This window comes from Mesorhizobium sp. 131-2-1, assembly GCF_016756535.1.
In the GTDB taxonomy this organism is placed as follows: Bacteria; Pseudomonadota; Alphaproteobacteria; order Rhizobiales; family Rhizobiaceae; genus Mesorhizobium.
In genome coordinates this window covers 1,149,004-1,165,753 of sequence record NZ_AP023247.1, presented here as the reverse complement: position 1 = coordinate 1,165,753, position 16,750 = coordinate 1,149,004, and the positions used below count along the sequence as shown (strand labels likewise).

At 64.0% G+C, this 16,750-nt stretch carries 15 protein-coding genes and 1 pseudogene; 9 read left to right on the top strand and 7 right to left on the bottom strand.

The genetic code is table 11. From position 1 onward, the window contains the following. Positions 1-63: 63 nt before the first annotated feature. The 5 genes from JG743_RS05665 (at position 64) to JG743_RS05645 (ending at position 1,952) form a co-directional block, all read left to right on the top strand. Positions 64-288 carry a hypothetical protein gene (locus JG743_RS05665; protein WP_202298851.1) on the top strand — a complete coding sequence of 75 codons (225 nt, stop codon included), beginning with the start codon at positions 64-66 and terminating at the stop codon, positions 286-288. Between the two features lie 92 nt (positions 289-380). Beyond that, positions 381-806 carry a hypothetical protein gene (locus JG743_RS05660; protein WP_202298850.1) on the top strand — a complete coding sequence of 142 codons (426 nt, stop codon included), beginning with the start codon at positions 381-383 and terminating at the stop codon, positions 804-806. Positions 807-813: 7 nt separating this feature from the next. Beyond that, on the top strand, positions 814-1,131 hold the full coding sequence (locus tag JG743_RS05655; RefSeq protein ID WP_202298849.1) for a hypothetical protein: 318 nt from the start codon (positions 814-816) through the stop codon (positions 1,129-1,131). 1 nt (position 1,132) lies between these two features. Next, positions 1,133-1,306 carry a hypothetical protein gene (locus tag JG743_RS05650; protein WP_202298848.1) on the top strand — a complete coding sequence of 58 codons (174 nt, stop codon included), beginning with the start codon at positions 1,133-1,135 and terminating at the stop codon, positions 1,304-1,306. A gap of 310 nt (positions 1,307-1,616) precedes the next feature. Continuing rightward, the gene (locus JG743_RS05645) at positions 1,617-1,952 is read left to right on the top strand and encodes a hypothetical protein (protein WP_202298847.1); all 336 of its coding nucleotides are present in this window, start codon (positions 1,617-1,619) and stop codon (positions 1,950-1,952) included. A gap of 133 nt (positions 1,953-2,085) precedes the next feature. On the opposite strand, the gene JG743_RS34120 is transcribed toward JG743_RS05645, so the two are convergent. Further along, a complete protein-coding gene (locus JG743_RS34120; RefSeq protein ID WP_244673172.1) occupies positions 2,086-2,745 on the bottom strand; it encodes a hypothetical protein in 660 nt (219 codons plus the stop codon). A gap of 384 nt (positions 2,746-3,129) precedes the next feature. Here JG743_RS34120 and JG743_RS05635 point away from each other — a divergent pair, with 384 nt between their 5' ends. Beyond that, the gene (locus tag JG743_RS05635) at positions 3,130-3,471 is read left to right on the top strand and encodes a hypothetical protein (RefSeq protein ID WP_202298846.1); all 342 of its coding nucleotides are present in this window, start codon (positions 3,130-3,132) and stop codon (positions 3,469-3,471) included. A gap of 181 nt (positions 3,472-3,652) precedes the next feature. Here JG743_RS05635 and JG743_RS05630 read toward each other — a convergent pair whose 3' ends face one another. Beyond that, positions 3,653-5,188 carry an HAL/PAL/TAL family ammonia-lyase gene (locus JG743_RS05630; RefSeq protein WP_202298845.1) on the bottom strand — a complete coding sequence of 512 codons (1,536 nt, stop codon included), beginning with the start codon at positions 5,186-5,188 and terminating at the stop codon, positions 3,653-3,655. A 492-nt stretch (positions 5,189-5,680) separates the two neighbouring features. Between JG743_RS05630 and JG743_RS05625 the strand changes: the two genes are divergently transcribed. Next, entirely contained in the window at positions 5,681-7,261 is a 1,581-nt protein-coding gene (locus tag JG743_RS05625; RefSeq protein ID WP_202298844.1) for a caspase family protein, read from the top strand. Between the two features lie 15 nt (positions 7,262-7,276). Here JG743_RS05625 and recQ read toward each other — a convergent pair whose 3' ends face one another. Both recQ and JG743_RS34115 read right to left on the bottom strand, forming a co-directional pair. Beyond that, entirely contained in the window at positions 7,277-9,121 is a 1,845-nt protein-coding gene (recQ, locus tag JG743_RS05620) for a DNA helicase RecQ (protein WP_202302448.1), read from the bottom strand. Between the two features lie 229 nt (positions 9,122-9,350). Next, on the bottom strand, positions 9,351-11,018 hold the full coding sequence (locus JG743_RS34115; RefSeq protein ID WP_244673068.1) for a hypothetical protein: 1,668 nt from the start codon (positions 11,016-11,018) through the stop codon (positions 9,351-9,353). A gap of 361 nt (positions 11,019-11,379) precedes the next feature. Here JG743_RS34115 and JG743_RS05610 point away from each other — a divergent pair, with 361 nt between their 5' ends. Continuing rightward, positions 11,380-12,396, top strand: a complete 1,017-nt coding sequence (locus JG743_RS05610) for a glycosyltransferase family 9 protein (RefSeq protein ID WP_202298843.1) — start codon at positions 11,380-11,382, stop codon at positions 12,394-12,396. A gap of 21 nt (positions 12,397-12,417) precedes the next feature. Here the strand turns inward: JG743_RS05610 and kduD are convergent, their stop codons facing one another. Continuing rightward, the gene (gene kduD, locus JG743_RS05605; RefSeq protein WP_202298842.1) at positions 12,418-13,197 is read right to left on the bottom strand and encodes a 2-dehydro-3-deoxy-D-gluconate 5-dehydrogenase KduD; all 780 of its coding nucleotides are present in this window, start codon (positions 13,195-13,197) and stop codon (positions 12,418-12,420) included. A 474-nt stretch (positions 13,198-13,671) separates the two neighbouring features. On the opposite strand from kduD, the gene JG743_RS05600 reads away from it, so the two are divergent. Beyond that, positions 13,672-15,171 carry a mannitol dehydrogenase family protein gene (locus JG743_RS05600; RefSeq protein ID WP_202298841.1) on the top strand — a complete coding sequence of 500 codons (1,500 nt, stop codon included), beginning with the start codon at positions 13,672-13,674 and terminating at the stop codon, positions 15,169-15,171. 85 nt (positions 15,172-15,256) lie between these two features. Here JG743_RS05600 and lepB read toward each other — a convergent pair. Both lepB and JG743_RS05590 read right to left on the bottom strand, forming a co-directional pair. Next, positions 15,257-15,826: pseudogene (gene lepB / locus JG743_RS34110) on the bottom strand (signal peptidase I); the annotation flags it as partial. Between the two features lie 455 nt (positions 15,827-16,281). Then, the gene (locus JG743_RS05590) at positions 16,282-16,689 is read right to left on the bottom strand and encodes a F0F1 ATP synthase subunit epsilon (RefSeq protein ID WP_202298839.1); all 408 of its coding nucleotides are present in this window, start codon (positions 16,687-16,689) and stop codon (positions 16,282-16,284) included. Between the last annotated feature and the right edge of the window lie 61 nt (positions 16,690-16,750).

Sequence of the window (16,750 nt, the reverse complement as noted above, 5' to 3'; positions counted from 1 at the left end):
AGCCGACTTGCGCACACGCCGTTGTTGCGCGACGTTTCGGCGGGGAACAGAGGGGCTTTTGCCATGTATACGCCAGAACAAGAGGCAAATATCGAGCGCCTTAAAAAGAGACGTCCGCAGGCCCTTGGCGTTCTTCTGGTGGGGCTTCCCTTGGCTCTCCTGCTTGTAAAGCTCTGCAAGGCCGAAGAATGGAATGCACGGGTATATGTGCCGATCGTAATCGGCATTGCGATCCTGATCGGCCGCGTCTCAACCGTGCTGGTGCAGCGGTTAATGGCCAAGAAGTAAGCGACGCTTCCGTTCGCTGGAATCGTCAAGGGCGCCCTTGCGGGGCGAAGCTTGCGCTGCATCCTTGGCGCAACGTGAGGGGGCGTCGAAGTATGGGCGAAAGGACAAGGATTGCGGCCGTCGCTGTCGTCGCGATCGGCCTTGTTTGGATGTTCAAGGGCCATAACAGGAGTGCGACGGGCAGCGCGAACTCTACCGATGGTGTTGTTGCTTCGGGCGTCAATGCCGGAGTCTACGGAGACTGCGCCAAGATCAACGCGAAAGCTGTGCTTGCTTCGTGGGATAACACGATAGACAGCATCAGGCGCAGCGACGCCACCGATTTCAGCGGACCTCAAATATTCGTACACGTCTCGACCGAAAGATGGAGGGATGCCGGCCACGAGGGGCGACTGAGCATCGCGATCGCCGCGTATTGCGATGCGGCCGACACCCACGGCAAGGGCGTAGCCATCATAAAGGGAAGCCTTAACGAGAAACTCGGTGGCGTCGTTGACGGCAACTACACGAGCCCCTGACCGCACCATGACCAGGGCGGCGCTATGTCTCTTGATTGTCGGTGCTGTTTCAGTCGGCGCCGCCAAGGCAGAAACGCCAAGGGAAGCCTATGAGGCCTGTCTTGCAGCGACCATGGCCAGGTTGTTGCCTACCTCATGCGCGCGCAACGATGTGATGGCAAAGATGATAATCTTCGCGTGCAGTCCACAACTGCTCAGCCTAGTGCAATCGATGCCGTCGGCCACAACGCTCGAAAGGGCTGCGCTGCCTGAGATGAGCTCGCCGGATGAGACCGACGAAATCATCGCCTATCTCGCGAGAAATTGGACCTGCAGAATGAACTAGGATGTTGGTCCCACTCTACATTGCCGCGCTCGCATGTCTGATGCTCGCCAGCGCCGTCTGGCGCTACCGCGAGCGCGATATGATCGGCATGGCCACTTGCCTGCCGATGGGAGCCTGGGTGTCTACCTTCTGTATCGCTGGCGCTTTCTTCGGCCGTGGCGTGAGCGATCTCTGAAATGCGTCGGGTCCGCTGTCGACGGCTCCAAAAGCGCAAAGGTTGCGCAGACTGGGCACTTCCGAGAGACAGCGGACTCAAACTCGGGCCAAGAGGGGGCAAGGCCCGTTATGATCCCTATGCGGGGATCATGGTGATAACACCCAGGCGAGTACAAACGTTCCGTCGGTTGGAAAGATATATCGCCTACGCCCGATTTGACTCGCTAATCCCTGACTAAAGCTTACAGAGGGCATGTCGCTGACCAACTGAACGGGCGTTGGCGCTTGGAAGAGTCGATCAAGCTTTCGCCCCATGAGGAGAAAGCGCAATGTCCGGCGATAGCCCTATCAATTCCCAGCAAGTCATGATGCTTAGAACGGTTCTCAACGACTACTGCACTGAGGCGGGAATCCCGGAAGGTCATCCCGCCAAGGACCATTTCTCCCGGCGGCTCTTGAGCCTGTTTCAGTCCGGGATCGTCCAGCCTGACGTCCTGAAATCGAAAATGAACACTGGCTACGAGGATTGGCTAGGCGAGATCGGCGCTACCGGTCATTTCACTCCGCCAAAGCTATCGGCCGCCGATCGCGTTGTAGGCGACAATCGCTTGCCGGGGTCAGACCTAAGAGGCAGGCCTGCCGTCGCGAATAGAGTTCGTATTTAAGAATCGTAAAGCCCGAGATCCGGCGCGGCATATGGCCCGGCACGGGCGCCTCTGTCCCTGCTTCACTGAGATGGCCCGCCGCCAGGGCGTAGGCAGCGGGCCTTTGACACAGGAATCGCCGGATTGGAGCGGGTCAACGGACATCCGGCTTAGGGCCAAAAACGGCGGATGTTAGATTTTGTTCCGCAGCATCCGTCATTGGTAAATTCTGTACATTTGCGCACCTGGGGCCGCTGGTCGGCAGCGCCTTTTTCGCATTAGTGATTGCTAAATGGGTGTATAATCTGGCCTTGACGACAACGGTCGCCGTTTGTGGACCATTCCGGTGCATGGGGTCGGATCGCGGCACGTGGCGGAGCTGGCAGGCGTGATAGCCGCGGCTGCAGCGCTGGACGATGGTTCTGCACTTGCCCACGACGCCGACAGCCATTGGACCTACCCACCGGCTTGCTGCCATGGTGACCAGGTCACGGGTGAGTGCGGAAAGATCCCCAGCATAACCGTGACACCACGGCCCGATGGGTACGTGATCATCTTGCGGCCGGGCGACCATCAAAAGGTCACTCATCAAGACCGATACTTCGTTCCCTACGACAGTGTCATCCCGTCCGGCGACGACAATTTTCACATCTGTCTGCATCCGACCGAGGAAGACGAAAACTGCTTCTTCGCCCCAGCAGATGCCATATAGGCCTTTAGTTGCGCCCCTGACGATCTGGGAGCGGTAGCCATCAAACTTGTCCTCGTGAATCCAGCCATCCCCTTCAGGCGGTTTCTCCACCAGGGTCGGCATCAACGGCTCGACAAATTCCAGCCGGCCAATGCCAGTACTCGCTCGTTTGCGCACAGACACAACTCTCGGCCCCGGCCGATCTGGCCGTGGTGGAAACGGAACATGAGAATTTTACTAAATTAGCAATAATGCATGAATGGGCCTAGAATGGCTCAGCCGGCGGCGCCCCCCGACCAAAGGCCCACCGGTTAGGCCCGACACTCGCTGGCCTACCCCGCCGCGCGGGTGGCGGGCCGCCTTGCGGATCATCTAGCGATGATCGCGCGGCACGGCCGGTGAATCAGCGGACAGATGTACGGCGGAAAAACAAAGTGATTTTGGGCGCCCAAAATCGCCCGAAATCGAAGTGTTGTTCGGCCATAACCTGAAACAACGGAGACGTGAATGAAACTGCCTGTTTTTGCCTTGGCCGGCACGCTTTTGTCTCTGACCGGCACCCAAGCGGCGCCGTTGACCGTTGGCGCTCCGGCCCATGGCGGTCTCGTCCAAGAGGCGCGAGTGACATGCGCGTACCTAACCCGTGACGGCTACTGCGTGCGCCCGCACAAAATGCACAAAAAACACTGGAAGGATCAGCGCTATTACCAGCGTGCCTATCGGACCTATGTGCCGCAGCCGCCAGATGAATACTACTGGCGCTACGAACGTCAGCGGCCGATTGTCCGGGTCGTTCCCGACTACGCGCCGCTTTACGATGACGAAGACGATGGTGGCTGGGACGATTGAGAACGTTAGAGGGCCGGCAAAAGCCGCCCCTTCAAGCTCCCTCATGGGCGTTGGTCTCGGACTGGCACTACTGGCTGCTTAACCGCCCCTTTAGCCGTAGCTAAGCCTCTCTGGACTCTCTCCCGCAACAGACGCATCCTCCCCATTGGGGAGAGAGGGGCGTGGGCAAAGTCCACAGGCATCAAGGCGCGTAGGCGCGCGGCTCGGAGCCTCTCCCGACATCTGTCTTGCACTGCGTCACATCGGCTTGGCGGATGAAGTCGCGCAGCATTTCCATGTCCCAGGACAGCGGGCGATCGTCGCTGTAGTGCGCAACGCGTTGGCGGATGGCACGATAGATGGCATCGGTGCCTGGCGCCCGTGCCGCGCGGTCGGACAGGAAATCATGCGCCTGCGCGGCTGCCATGAGTTCGATCGCCAGAATATATTCGGCGTTGTCGATGACGGCCAAAAGCTTGTTGGCCGCCACGGTTGGGTGCGCCAGGAAATCTTCCTGCAAGCCGGATGTGACGCCACCGTCGGTTGCTGCCGGCGCGGCAAGGCGCCGATTGACGTTGCTTAACGAAGTGGCGGTGTACTGGGCGATCATGAAGCCCGAGTTGCAGCCGCCTTCAGCGGCGAGGAATGGCGGCAGATTGTTGACCAACGGATTGACCAGGCGGTCGATGCGACGTTCGCTCATCGCCGCAACCTGAGCCAACGCGATCGTCAAGCCGTCGGCGGTCTGCCCGAGCGCCGGCGCAACCGGATGCGCCTGCGAGAATACCTGCGGGTTATCGGGCGTGCCAGCCACGGCGGGATTGTCGGTTACCGAAGCCAGTTCGCGATCGACCAGTTGCGCGGAGCGCTCCAGCACCTCTCTCGCCGCGCCATGCACATGCGGCACCGCGCGAAGGCTGAGCGCATCTTGCGTACGACTGCCGTGCGCCACCGCGATCAGCCCGCTGCCGTCGAGCAGGCGCCGCAATGAAGCACCAACTGCCTGGATCCCGGGCGAAGGTCTCATGGCAAGCACATGTTCGTCGAAGGCCGCCATCTGCCCGCCGGCGGCTTCCAGCGTAAGCGCCGCCGCGGCATCGGCCCAGCACAGCAGACGCTCGGCGCGAACCAGTGCGATGCTTGTCAGGCCGGTTGCGCATGCCGTGCCGTTGACGAGGCTCAAGCCTTCCTTGGCGCCCAGAACCAGCGGCTCCAGGCCGATCTCGGCCAGCGCCTGGCGACCACTCATCCTGCGCCCGGCGACGCTTGCCCTGCCCTCGCCGATCAGCACCAGTGCTATATGGGCATTGTGGGTGAGATATCCTGCCGATCCCCGCGAAGGAACATCCGGTACGCAGTTCCGCTCGAGGAAAGCGAGCAGATTGCGGACGATCTCTGGCCGGATGCCCGAATGGCCATGCGCGAAATTTGCCACCTGCGCGGCAATGACGGCCCGGATGCTGCGCTCGGGCACCAGCTCGCCAACGCCGCAGGCGTGGCTGAGAATGATGTTGCGCGACAGCTTCTGCTGCAGGGCTGGCGCCACCACCTGGCTTGCAAGCGCTCCGACCCCGGTATTCACGCCGTAGGCGCGAATGCCCTTTTCGACGAGGCTTCCCACGATGAGGTTCGCATACGCGATGCGATCCCATGCCGCCGGCGCCAACTCCAGCTTTTCGCCGTCTCCCACACGCGCGATGTCGCGCCAGTTTGCGGCATTGTCGATGATTATTGTCATTCGTGGATTCCACCCGGGGCTGACAGCCCTCAAAACCTGCGCTGGGTACCCATGTCCCCAGCAGCGTCGTACCTAGAGCTTCCCGAGCATACCTTTTGTAGGAATTTCGCCGCGGCGGGGGGACAAAGGTGAAAAATTCAGCAGAACTTGGCTCGTGCCGATCGGCGTTCGGCAACTGCCGGCCAGGAATGCGCCTTTACGATCGGGAAACGTGGTCTGGGCAGACAGGGCGTCCGGCGACGACTGCATGTCTGGAGCCTGCCGCTCAAGTTGTCTGAACTTCAAGATCACGCCACCGCTATGGCGGGTTCTTCTCCCGCGCTTTCCACCGTAGGCATGACACCATGTCGCCCAGGCACTTTGCCTCGACCGCCTAGGCAACCGCCCGACGAAAGGCGCACATTCCGCCGTCAATGTGCTATATTTCATGGAAGGACCAATCCATGAGTGAAACTAGCTGGCAGAGCCGCGACTTGATGGCGAGTGCGAGCGATGAGGTTCTGGGCGACCATTGTTGGTTTGTTCTTTCTGGCCGCGGCCGGTTTGCTGCAGCCAGGCGCCTTTGCCGCTGATGGCAAGCGGGTCGCCCTGGTCATCGGCAACAGCAAATATGTCTACGCGCCGGCGCTGCCCAACCCGGCAAGCGATGCGCGCCTGATGGCCGAAACGCTGCGGCGGGCCGGGTTCAATGTCATCGAAGGCATCGACCTTGACTATGCCGGCATGCGCGACCGGCTGAACAGGTTCACCGAGGCCTCCTACGATACGGACACGGCGCTCATCTATTATGCCGGCCACGGCATGCAGGTGAACGGCAAGAACTACCTCATTCCGGTCGACGCCGAGCTGACGGCGCCGGCGCATCTCAAGACGCGCACCATCCAGATCGACGAATTGCTTGCCGCACTGCCGCCCGATCCGGCCGTCGGCATCGTTATCCTCGACGCCTGCCGCGACAATCCCCTGGCGAGGACATTGGCGGCTTCGCTGCCGAAGAGCCGCTCGGCCACGGCGCCGGGGCTGGCGCCGATCAATATCAGCCCGACGGATGTCGGCACCGGGGGCGTGCTGATCGCCTTTGCGACCGACCCCGGCGCCGTGTCCTACGACGGCGATGGAGCCAACAGCCCCTATACGACCTCTCTTGCCAGGCATCTCGCCGAACCCGGCGTCGAGATCCAGAGCGCGCTGACCCGCGTGCGCGGCGAGGTGGCGGCCGAGACCAACGGGCGCCAGCGGCCGTGGCACAATGCTTCGCTCGGCCGCGAGGTCTTCCTCGGGCCGCAGGCGCCGGTGCCAGCGGCTCCACCTGCTCAGCCTTCTCGCAGCGAGCCTCAAACCCAGGTCGCCGGGACGGAAACTCGCGGATGGGAAGTCGAGCAGCGCGTCTGGGACGAGGCTTCCAAGCGCAATACGGTTGCCCACTACGAAGCCTATCTGCAGCAATTTCCGAACGGGGCATTCGCGGATCTGGCGCGTCTCAACCTGGATCAGCTCAAGAAGCCGACAATTGTCGTCACGACGGAAAGCGACACGGCGAGATCGACGACGGAAGCTCCGGCGGCGACCGCCGGCACGGAATTGACGGAGAGCGCGATCGGGCTTGATCGTCAACAAAAGGTCGACCTGCAGGAAAGGCTGCTGGCGCTCGGCTATGATCTGGACGGCGCAGACGGCGCTCTCGGCGCTAAGACGCGCCGGGCCATCGGCTTGTGGCAGGAAGCGAACGGCCTGTCCCCGACCGCCTTCCTCACCCCAACGCAATATGCCCGCCTGAAACTCGATTCCGAGGACGTCCTGAAGACCTATCGCGCCCAGCGGGCATCGGAAGCCGAGGCGAAGAAGCAGGACACCGCCGCCCCGCAGAAGACGCGGAAACCGCAGCCGGTGGTCCGCGCCAAGCCGAAACGTGAACAGCAACGCGAAGCGGCAAATCCACGACCGGCGGCGAAGTCGAAGCCTGCCAAGCCGGCGGCGCGAAAGTCCGGGTTCCATACCTGCCGCGGCATTGACGGCCCCTTTGAGATACCGGCGTCGCAGAGATGCCCTTTGAGCGGCTACGCGCACTATTGAAAATTATCGGCGCCGTCAGGCCCCGGATCCATGCGCAGCGATGGCGCCGAGAAAAATCTCGCCGAACTCCCTGAGCTTGGCTTCGCCGACACCGTTCACTTCGGCGAAGGCGTCGAGGTCGCGTGGCCGGCGCTCGGCCATGTCGATCAGCGTGCGGTCGGAGAAGACGACATAGGCCGGCACCTGGCGTTCCCGGGCCAGGCGCAGCCTCAGCGTCTTCAGCGTGGCCAGCAGCGCGGCATCCACCCCTTCCGTGTTCACGGCGCCATTCTCGGCGGAACGCGTCTTGCCACGCATGGAGCGGTGCCGCGTCTCGACGCGATATTCGAACGAAACCTCGCCACGGCCGAGCGCATGGCCACTTTCGGAAATGGCCAGGCCGCCATGGCCGGCCGGATCGGGCATCAGGAACCCGCCGGCGACGAGCTGGCGGATCAGCGACAGCCAGGCCGGCCGCTTGTGCGCCCCGCCCGTGCCGAAGCTGGCCAGCCTTTGATGGCTCCTGGCCAGCACTTTCTCGGTTTCGTGGCCGAGCAGGATGTCAATGACATGGGCGGCGCCGAAACGCTCGCCGCTCTGGGCGACGGCCGCGAGGATGAGGCGCGCCTCGGCGCTGCCGTCCGCGCGCGGCACCTGGTCGAGGCAGTTGTCGCAATTGCCGCACGGCTCGGCCTGTTCGCCGAAATAGCCGAGCAGCACTTGGCGGCGGCACTGCGCCGTCTCGCAATAGCCGATCAGCGTGTCGAGCCGGCCATGCGAGCGCCGCTTGTGCTCCGGTGTAGCGTCCTCATCGTCGATGAACATGCGGCGTGTGCGAATATCGCCGAGGCCGAACAGCATATGCGCCTCCGCCGGCCGGCCGTCACGGCCGGCGCGGCCGATCTCCTGGTAATAGGCTTCCAGGCTGCCCGGCAGGTCGGTGTGGACGACATAGGCGACGTCGGGCTTGTCGATGCCCATGCCGAAGGCGATGGTGGCCACCATGACGACGCCGGACAGCGTCATGAAGGCGTTCTGGTTGGCCTCGCGCGCCTCCTTGCTCATGCCGGCGTGATAGGCGAGCGCGGTGACGCCGTTCTTCTCGAGAAAGGCCGCCACCTCCTCCGTCTTCCTGCGCGACAGGCAGTAGACGATGCCGCTGCGCCCTGGATGGCGCTCGACGAAGCGCAGCAACTGGCGCTTGCTGTCCTGCTTGGCCTCGATGGCAAGCTTGATGTTCGGCCGGTCGAACCCCAGCACCAGCGTTTCGACGCGCCCGGCGAACAGCCGGGCTTCTATGTCGGCGCGTGTCCCCTCGTCCGCCGTCGCCGTCAGCGCGATGAGCGGTACATCCGGGAACAGGCCGCCGAGCCGCGACAGGTCTTCGTATTCGCGCCGGAACGCCGGCCCCCATTGCGAGATGCAATGCGCCTCGTCGACGGCGATCAGGCGGACGTCGAGCCTGGCGAGCGCATCGAGCATGCGCTCGGTCATCAGCCGCTCCGGCGCCAGGTAAAGGAGGCGCGTCTGGCCCGACGCGACGCGGCGCCATGCTGCGACGTTGGCCTCGCGGTCGAGCGAGGAATTGATCGTGTCGGCGGCCACACCCGCAAGGCGCAATGCCGCGACCTGGTCCTGCATCAGCGCCACCAGCGGCGACACGACGATGGTGAGCCCGCCCATCACCAGCGCCGGGACCTGGTAGCAAAGCGACTTGCCGGCGCCGGTCGGCATCACCGCCAGCACATGGCGCCCATTGAGCAGCGCTTCCATCACGGCGGCCTGGCCGGGGCGAAAATCATCGTAGCCGAACACGTCCTTCAGGACGCGATGCTTGGCATCCCGTCCTTCCGCCGGGACGCTCGCCGCCGAACTGTGCATCACCCAATGGTCCCCGATTTGGTCGAGGCCATGGTCTTAAAGGCAAGATCGCCCGAGCGCCACCCACAGCGCCGCGCCGATCCCATCCGTCGCGCCGACCCGTCCCTTTGTCGGCGATACGCAGCGCCGTGAAGCGGTCGCTCGACTTCATCGCATCGATGGACAGAGATCCGCGCAGCAACGAGCCCCGATCGGGGCGCGAACTGCGGTGACCGGCGGCACGGTCAACTCACTCACCGCTATCGTCATTTCCGGCGTTCACATCTGCCGGCAGCTCGTAACCGAACTCGCGGCAGAACATCCCGACGCGGGCGAGAAAGGCCGGCGGCAGACCCTGGAGATAGGTCCTGAGCGTCTCATTGCGTTCCCATTTCCTCAACGAGGTTGCGCGGATCGGATTGCCCGCATCGGCGCTGAAACGAATCGCCGGCGCGAGGCCGAACGAACCGGCGATCCTCGCCTGCGCGGTATCCGGCTCGGCAATCAGGTCCTCATAGCGCAGATAGAGGATCTTTCGCGCCGGCTGAGTTTCGCGCAACCGGATCAACCCGGCATACTCCGCCTCCCAGCGTTCGGTCGTGACATGGAAGGGACGCAGATGCACCGTTTCCGGATGCGCGCTGGTCAGCACGTCGAAAGGATGGCGCACGCAATAGATCAGGCCGATGCCGGCGGGCAGTTGCCATAGCTGCTCATGGCTCTCGGCGGTGCGCTTGACGACGACATTGGCATGCGGCCGCTTCAGTTCGAGCAGCTTCGGGAAGGGCGCTTCGAATTCATGGACGTAGGTATCCTCGAAGCAGCCCATCAGCCGGCGCGCGAGCGTGGTCCCGCTGCGTGCGCAGCCGGCAATGAATATCCGCCTGGGCGCCTTGATCCGCATCCCGCGACGCCGAAGCCGTTCCGACAGCGGCGCGATGATCCGACGAAAGGTTCCAACAAGCCGTTCCGTGATCTTTTCCGGTACCGGATGGATTTCGGCCAGCGCGATGCCGCTCTCGCCGGCGACGGCATAGAGCAGCCATGTCCGGCCGTCCTCTTCGAAAATGGCCGGATCGCGCAAGGCGTTTTCCCGCCCTCTTGCCACCCCCATCCGGCTGCGCCGGACAGGCTGTTCGTTGCCTTCGAACCCGCATGACGGCCGCAGCAGCTCGGCCTTGCCCCGCACCGCCCAGCGTCGCCAGTCCCGCGCAAGATCGATGGTCCCGTAGAGGATGCGCTCCGGCGCGTCGCCCCGGCGCGTATAGTAGACCCTGAGCTGTTCGCCGCATTTCTGCACGGCGACATGCCTGGGGGCGAGCCGGCGGCGCAGGGCTGGCAACAGCACCGGGCCAGGCTCGAAGCCCGAAAGCCCGTCGCTGGAACGCGACAGCCTGACGGCGCCGGTGCCGAAAAGCCCATACCACCAGCCGTCATGGCGGAAGATCCGCGTATAGGACGGTCCGAGCGGTTCCGGACGGGGCTCGAAGTGGAAGCCGTCGGGCGACGTCGCTGCAAAACTCGTCTGGCCGCAGCCGCCGGCCTCGGTCGGCCCGTGAAAATACATGATCAGGCGGCGGCCCTGATCGTCGACATGGACGTCGGGAGAGGCGATGTGCTCCTTCAGGAACGGACATTGGTCGAGCGACAGCGCCCCGCCGGGATGGACCCGCCATGGACCCTGCGGCGAGTCCGCATAGGCGAGCCGGATGTACGTGCCGGTGTGGTGGGCGAAGTAGAGATAGTAGGCGCCGAGCCGGCCCGGCAACCAGTCGGGAATCCTGATCAGCGACGGCCCGTTGATGTTGGCGCCATCGTCGCCCGGCAGCATGCCCGCCGTGATGATGGGGCCATGCCGCCGCGCAGCCAGAACAACACGGCTTCCCGGCAGACGCGCCTCCTGACGGCCTTCGTTCAAACTGTGTCTCCCCGCCTGCGGACATCGTCAGATACGTGCATTTTCGGGCGCCCGCAAATGGCCCGGCATATCCACAGGCAAGGAGCCCGCCCTGAACCTCAATCGGGCCCGCGTTAAACCTATCTTCACCTTGTTGCGGCACCGTCCCTGGCCTGCGGTCATGTTTTGAGTACCGTGGCGCGACAAGCGCCCAGGCAACACACCCGCGCCTCCCTGGAGGCGCGGGTTTTCTGTTTCCTGGATGCGCGGCAGATCGCCTTTGACTCCCCAGGACGGCTTCAGTATCAGCGGCTGGACCAGAGCGCCTCGATCGAGGCCATCCATTTCCGCCCTGGGATCGAGTCAGGGATTCCGCACTGGCATGGATTCGACCGCACCGCTGCTGATTTTCTACGCCCGCAACGACGCCCTCGGCGACGGGCTGCTGAGGATACCGGCGCTACGCGCGGCAAGAACGGCCTTCCCGCAAAGCCGCATCATCTATGGCACCCTGGGCAACTCCTCGCTCACGGGGGTCTTGAGGAAGCATGTCACTTCTCTCATCGACGATTTCAGGACGGCGACGCCGCTTTCCGCCATTCTCGCCGAACTCAAGCCGCGAGGCGCGCAAACGACGGTCGTCGATTTCCGCACCGGCGTGCCCGGCCTGCTTGTGACCGGATTGCAGCTCATCGGCAGCGGCGTTCGCTACGAGCCCAATTTCGCCGGCCATCTGCTGTCCTGGCGCCGGGGCGCCAGATGGACGCTGCGTCCCGAACACAATGCCTGGCGCTACCATCGGCTGATCGAGCGCCTGGCCGGCCGGCATCTGCCATTCGACCACAGGCTGGATGTGACACAGCCCGCCCGCGCCCTGGCGCGTCAGTTGCTGGGCACGGACGAGCGTCGGCTCATCCTTCTTGGCGGCAACGGCAAGCGCAACAAATTCATGAGCGATGCCCAGGTCGCCGCCATCGCGGGCAACCTCATCGATGCCGGCTACCGGGTGCTGTACCTGGTGACCCCGGGCAGCGGGCCGACCCAGCAGGCACTTGGCGCCCGGGAAGCCCGTCTCCAGGTGATCGGCCCGGACCTTGGACTGGATGCTGAGGCGTTTGGCGATCTGCTGCTTGCGCTCGGCGAGCTGGCCGCCGCCTATGTCGGCATGGAAGGCGGTCTTGGACACCTGTTCGCCACCGTCATGACCCCGGCAGTGGTCATCAACAACGGCGCCAACATGGAGCGGTGGCGGCCGCTGTCGAACACTGTCGAGGTGGTGACGGCGCCGGGGCGCGGCAGCTCGGCGAAAATCTCCGACACGCCGGTCGAGGCTATTCTTGAGGCCACGCATCGCCTGCTCGACGCAAGCCGTCGCGACCACGCCTTGCCGGCTCGTTAGCGCAATTCCAGGAAAAGTCCCTCAGCGCGCCAGCCAGCCGCCATCCACCGCGACCGCGGCGCCATGCATGTAGTCGGACGCCGGCGCCAGCAGGAACACGGCCGCGTCGCCAATGTCTTCCGGCCGGCCCCAGCGCCCGGCCGGAATGCGCGCCAGGATCGAGGCGCTGCGATCGGGATCGGCGCGTAGCGCCTCGGTGTTGCTGGTCTCGATATAGCCTGGAGCGATGGCGTTGACGTTGATGCCCTTTTGCGCCCATTCGCAGGCGAGCAGCCGGGTAACGCCGAGCACGCCGTGCTTCGAGGCCGTGTACGAGGCGACGCGGATCCCGCCCTGGAAGCTCAGAACGGAAGCGATGTTGACGATCTTGCCGCGCCGACCGGGCTCGGCGAGCACGCGACGGGCGAAGCTTTGGCTGAGCAGGAAGACTGCCTTCAGATTGACGTCCATGACGTCGTCCCAGTCGGCCTCGGTCAGCTCGACCGCGTCGGCGCGCCTTATAATGCCGGCATTGTTGACCAGGCCGTCGAGCGGTCCGCTTTCGTCCCAGACCCGGTCGAGCATGGCGCCGGCCGACGCCGTATCCGAGAGATCGAAACGCACCGCCGCGAAGCGCCCGCCGGCCGCCGCTATGCGTTCGCCGGTTTCGTCCATCGCCGAGCGGCCGACGCCGATCACGGAGCCGCCGGCACGCGCGACCGAAATGGCGATGCCCTGGCCGATGCCGGTGTTTGCGCCGGTGACCAGGATACGTTTGCCGGCAAGGCTGAAGGCGGAGAGATCGGGCTCTGCCCTGCTCATGATGTCCAACACCTGTCTGTCATCGATGGCGCCGTGGCTCCGTGCCAGAGCCGATAGGCCTTCTTGGCCAGCGTATAGGCAAGGTCGCCTGCCAGTTCATGCGCTTCGTTCTCGCGCAACCTGTGCTCGGCGACGAGCCGCGCCACGAAGGCGCAATCGACACATGCCAGCGCGGATCGGTATGGCCGTGCGAGCTGACGATCGGCAGCTTTTCACACCCGCGTAGAGCGCGCGGGCGAGCGAGTGCACATTCGCTTCCGATGGGAACAGCAGATCCGGATCGGTCAGCGCGATCATGGACATAGCGCTCCTCCAGGAGGCAGTATCGGTACGGTCGGACAGGAGTGATGTCAACGCGATCGGCGTTCCTGAGCATGCTTGCGGCAGCCGGGAACAGATGATACCCCGCATCGGATCCATCGCACGGGACATCAAAATGCCGCTCCGCCGAAACCTCTCAGCGTTCTTGGTGCCATGACCCGCGCCCGTCTCTCCGGCGGGACGCTGCGGTCCTTACCAAAGCAGGTTGCGGTTCCCGCCTATGATCGGGACGACGTCGCGCCGGGCATTGTCCATCTCGGCGTCGGCGCCTTCCACCGCGCCCATCAGGCCGCCTATGTCGACGACTGCCTGGCGGCGGGCGAGGCGGGCTGGGGAATTGTCGGCGTCTCGCTGCGAAGCGCCGACACGCGCGATGCGTTGGCGCCGCAGGACGGGCTCTACACGCTGGCGATCAGGGACAGCGGCGGCGAGAGACTGCGCGTCATCGGCTCGATCCAGTCGATGCTGGTGGCGCCCGAGGACCCAGGCGCGGTGCTGGCCGCGCTGACCGACCCGCGCACCCGCATCGTCACGCTGACCATCACCGAGAAGGCCTATCTGAGGGCGGCGGGCGGCAGCCTGGACCAGGCCCATCCTGACATCGTCCACGACCTGGCCAATCCGGGATCGCCGCGCACGGCGCACGGCTTCTTGACCGAGGCGCTGGCACGCCGCCGCGCCGCCGGCACGCAACCCTTCACCGTGCTTTGCTGCGACAACCTGCCGGCCAACGGCGCTACGCTGCACCGGCTGCTGATCGAGTTCGCGATGCTGCGCGAAGCCGGCCTTGCCAACCATGTCGCGAACGAAGTGGCCTTCCCGTCGAGCATGGTCGACCGCATCGTGCCGGCGACCACCGATGCCGACCGGGCGCGGATCGGGGAGGAACTCGGCGTCGAGGACGCCTGGCCGGTGATGACCGAGCCGTTCTGCCAATGGGTTGTGGAGGATGATTTCCCAGCGGGCCGGCCGGACTGGGAAAAGTTCGGCGTCACCATGGTCGCCGATGTCGGGCCCTTCGAGGACATGAAGCTGAGGCTTCTCAACGGCGCGCATTCGGGCATCGCCTATCTCGGCCTGCTCAGCGGCCACGCGACGGTCGACCGTGCTTTCGCCGATCCGGCGATCCGGCAGTTCGTTGACGCATTGTGGGCCGAGGCTATTTCGACACTGCCCGAGGATGCCGGGCTCGACACGAGCGCCTACACGGCGGAACTCACCCAGCGCTTTTCCAACACGGCACTTGCCCATCGTACCGCGCAGATCGCCAATGACGGCAGCCAGAAACTGCCGCAGCGCATCGTTGCGTCAGCCTTGGAGTGCCTGGAAGCCGGCACCGAGCTGGTTCATCTCACACTGGTGGTGGCCGCCTGGATCGCCGCCTGCGCGGCGCGCGGCAAGGCCTTGCCGGAAGGCCATTTCACGGATCCGCTCGACGCGCCGCTCACGGCACTTTTGAGCCAGCAGCTGCCGGCGAACGAAACCGTGACGGCGGTGTTCGATCTCGCTGGCTTCGCCAAGGACCACGCCGAGCGCCAGACACTGATTGAACTCGTGGCTATCCATCTCGTCCACCTGCGACGGGACGGCCCGACCCTGGCCTTCGCCGCGCTTGGCATAGACGGCGAACGACCGAGCATCGCGGCTGACTAAGCCGGAATTGCTCCAGACGCGCTTGCGCCTATCCGCCTGCGGACCCGTTCACCATTTGGCGCGATGAATAGTCGTTGCCTTTGGAATTCCAGAACAGCCGCTCGGCCTTGCCGACGAGATTTTCGTAGGGAACGAAGCCGACCGTGAATCGGCTGTCGGAGGCATTGTCGCGATTGTCGCCCAGCACGAAATAGTGGCCTTCGGGCACCTCGAACACGCGCGTGTTGTCGCCGATCGAATTTTCGGTCAGGTCGAGAACGTAGTGGGTGACACCCCCCGGCAGGGTCTCGCGCTGAAGCTTGGCCGGATTGCCCTCATAGGAGAAGGTGCCGGCATCCTCTAGCCCGACCGCCACATCGTTGATGTGCAGCACGCCGTTGACGATCTGGATCTTTTCTCTGGGCAGACCGACGATCCGCTTTATGTAGTCCACGCTCGGGTCGGGTGGAAATTTGAAGACCACCACGTCCCCCCTCTTGGGTTCCGCGCCGGATATCCGCCCTTCAATCGGCAGCAACCCGAAGGGACCGCTGTAGCGACTGTAGCCGTATGCCATCTTGGAGACGAGGAGATAGTCGCCTTGCTGCAACGTCGGCACCATGCTGGTGGAGGGAATCGAAAACGGCTGGAACAGGAACGTGCGTATTGCGAGTGCGGCCGGATACGACAAGAAGACCAGCACCAACACCCAAAGCCGGTGCGCATACCATTTGTCCGGCTTGAACCGGCGCGCGAAGGGCAAGACGAACGCTGCCCACAGGATCTTCGGAGCGATACTTGAAAGGTTGGTCAACCAGGTAAGGTCGACACCCGGAACCACCGGAAATCCGATGTAGGTGAGTGCGAAAACTACGGCGCTGATGGCCACCAGGCTTATGACCGCCAGCCTGCCGGCGCCGATCCAGAGGAACCCGCCGAAGGGTCCGCCGAAGGCCGACACCAGCGCCGTCGACCACACGGATCGCGGCGCGGTTTCCCGCTGATCTGGTTGCTGCGTCATCGGCCACCCCCCATGCCAAGGCAGCCGGACTTTCTATCAAGCGAGAAACAGGGGCAAACAAAAAAAGGCGGGCAAGCCCGCCTTTTTCAATCTCAGGTGGAAGCCTGGTCTCAGGCCGGCAGGATGGCGCCTTCCAGCGTGGTGAGCTGGCTAAGGAACTGCTCCGCCTTGCTGCGCGCCTGGTCGTCCTTGGCGTCGGCGACGTCTTCCTTCGCTTCCTGGATGCGGCGTGCCACATCGGCGCGATCAATGTCGCCGACGGCGACCGCCGATTCGGCAAGCAGCGTGCAGCCGGAAGGCACGATGTCGGCGAAGCCGCCGAACACCACGTAGCGCTCTTCCTTGCCGCCTGCGGTCTTCACCGTGACGACCCCAGGCTTGATCGTGGTCATGACCGGCGCGTGCAGCGCCATCACGGTCATCTCGCCTTCGGCGCCCGGAATGACGACGGACTCGACCTGCTCGGAAACCAGCAGGCGCTCCGGCGAGACCAGTTCGAACTTGAAAGCTTCAGCCATGTCAATTTAGTGAGTAGGGAATAGTGAGTAGGGAGTAGGGAGAGGACAACGATCCGATCAC

Bases quoted from the DNA above. Each gene is read 5' to 3' on its own strand.
- JG743_RS05600 (WP_202298841.1), top strand. From the start codon at position 13,672: ATGACCCGCGCCCGTCTCTCCGGCGGGACGCTGCGGTCCTTACCAAAG.
- JG743_RS05635 (WP_202298846.1), top strand. From the start codon at position 3,130: ATGAAACTGCCTGTTTTTGCCTTGGCCGGCACGCTTTTGTCTCTGACC.
- JG743_RS05650 (WP_202298848.1), top strand. From the start codon at position 1,133: ATGTTGGTCCCACTCTACATTGCCGCGCTCGCATGTCTGATGCTCGCC.
- kduD (WP_202298842.1), bottom strand. From the start codon at position 13,197: ATGAGCAGGGCAGAGCCCGATCTCTCCGCCTTCAGCCTTGCCGGCAAA.
- JG743_RS05645 (WP_202298847.1), top strand. From the start codon at position 1,617: ATGTCCGGCGATAGCCCTATCAATTCCCAGCAAGTCATGATGCTTAGA.
- recQ (WP_202302448.1), bottom strand. From the start codon at position 9,121: ATGCACAGTTCGGCGGCGAGCGTCCCGGCGGAAGGACGGGATGCCAAG.
- JG743_RS05610 (WP_202298843.1), top strand. From the start codon at position 11,380: ATGGATTCGACCGCACCGCTGCTGATTTTCTACGCCCGCAACGACGCC.
- JG743_RS05660 (WP_202298850.1), top strand. From the start codon at position 381: ATGGGCGAAAGGACAAGGATTGCGGCCGTCGCTGTCGTCGCGATCGGC.
- JG743_RS05625 (WP_202298844.1), top strand. From the start codon at position 5,681: ATGAGGTTCTGGGCGACCATTGTTGGTTTGTTCTTTCTGGCCGCGGCC.
- JG743_RS05630 (WP_202298845.1), bottom strand. From the start codon at position 5,188: ATGACAATAATCATCGACAATGCCGCAAACTGGCGCGACATCGCGCGT.
- JG743_RS05665 (WP_202298851.1), top strand. From the start codon at position 64: ATGTATACGCCAGAACAAGAGGCAAATATCGAGCGCCTTAAAAAGAGA.
- JG743_RS05655 (WP_202298849.1), top strand. From the start codon at position 814: ATGACCAGGGCGGCGCTATGTCTCTTGATTGTCGGTGCTGTTTCAGTC.
- JG743_RS05590 (WP_202298839.1), bottom strand. From the start codon at position 16,689: ATGGCTGAAGCTTTCAAGTTCGAACTGGTCTCGCCGGAGCGCCTGCTG.
- JG743_RS34120 (WP_244673172.1), bottom strand. From the start codon at position 2,745: ATGCCGACCCTGGTGGAGAAACCGCCTGAAGGGGATGGCTGGATTCAC.